2 protein-coding genes are annotated in these 1,316 nt (G+C 64.1%); one reads left to right on the top strand and one right to left on the bottom strand.

The features are described 5' to 3' along the window. The coding region (locus tag A5673_RS23735) for a PE family protein (RefSeq protein ID WP_156748553.1) at window positions 1-486 on the bottom strand (486 nt) is incomplete at its 3' end. A 412-nt stretch (window positions 487-898) separates the two neighbouring features. Between A5673_RS23735 and A5673_RS29310 the strand changes: the two genes are divergently transcribed. Further along, window positions 899-1,183 carry a hypothetical protein gene (locus tag A5673_RS29310; RefSeq protein ID WP_156748551.1) on the top strand — a complete coding sequence of 95 codons (285 nt, stop codon included), beginning with the start codon at window positions 899-901 and terminating at the stop codon, window positions 1,181-1,183. The last annotated feature ends 133 nt before the right edge of the window (window positions 1,184-1,316 follow it).

Here is a 1,316-nt window from a genome sequence, read left to right as displayed (position 1 = left end):
AGCACCACCGGCACCGTCGTTGACCCCGGCCACCCCGGCAGCGCCGTTACCGCCGTTGCCAAACAAGATCCCGGCGGCCCCGCCCGGGGCACCCGGTGTCGTCGCGGCAGGAGCATCACCGATCAACGGACGACCCACCAGCATTTCGGTCGGCGCATTAACCACCTGCAACGTCGCCGATCCCACGGCCTGCAATCCCGACGCACTGGCCGCCTCGGCGGCCACATATGCACCCCCCGCGCCACCCAGCGCCTGCACGAATTCGCTGTGAAACGCGGCCGCCCGCGCGCTGAGCGCCTGATAGTCCTGGGCAACACCGGAAAACAGCGACGTGATCGCCGCCGACACCTCATCCTGCGCCGCGGCCAGCACATTCGTCGTCGGCATTGCCGCGGCCGCAGTCGCCGCATTCAATGACGAGCCGATACCGGCCACATCGGTGGCGACCGCTGCCAGCATTTGCGGTGAGGCGATCACATACGACATTTGCGGGCCTCCCTACGGGTCGTCATCGACCCTCCGGACGCGGCCGCCCCACCATCGACCATTGGACGTATGGAGATAGCTAAAATGCGATGCGTAATATCAATATCACGAATCTGCTCACCCTTTCTAGGGTTTCGCCATGCGCGCTTCGTTTACGGGATTGTGGCATTGAGCCGGGTTCGCATTAAGGCCGCAATCGGAACCGCCGGTTCGTGGCATCCGATTTGGTCGGGAATGGCAGCGCAAATTGGTGGTATCGCCCGCGTCGTGTTAATTGAGGATCGCCACACGTCAAAGCGCACGCCGCCAAATCGACAAGGGGCACAGGCCGAGATGATCACCTGGTCGGCGCGCAGTCCTGCGCATTCCTGACCAGGGATCGCGACGTCCCCACTGAAGAGGTGCACGCGCTGTGGTGGCTGATCACGCAGACCAGATTCCGGCGATCGCACGCGCCGCCGCTGCGGTGGACCGATTCGACCTCGACGCTGAAACGGCCACGGTGTCGCTGATCTTCGCCCGTCGGATTACCAAGGCGCGCAAGGCGCTAGCGGCCGATGCGCCGACCGAGATTGCCCTGTACGCCTGCGGCACGGCCCGCGCGACGATTCTGCTGGAAGCCGGGGGAGAACGGGCAGGTGACGAGGGCGGCGGTCGACCGTTTCGCAGCCGCCCTCAAAGACCTGAATGCCGCTGACTTTTCCACGATGCAGAACCAAAAATTTCGATGAGTTCGAAATAGATTGGGCTGCGGGGCGGTTCAGTGGTACTGGCCGACCTCGGACGGTTATATCGGGGGCGTGCGTACGAAAATGGGTGCCGGCGGTGCG

This window comes from Mycobacterium sp. E3198, from assembly GCF_001667015.1.
Taxonomy (GTDB): domain Bacteria; phylum Actinomycetota; class Actinomycetes; order Mycobacteriales; family Mycobacteriaceae; genus Mycobacterium.
This window is presented reverse-complemented; position numbering and strand designations above follow the sequence as displayed.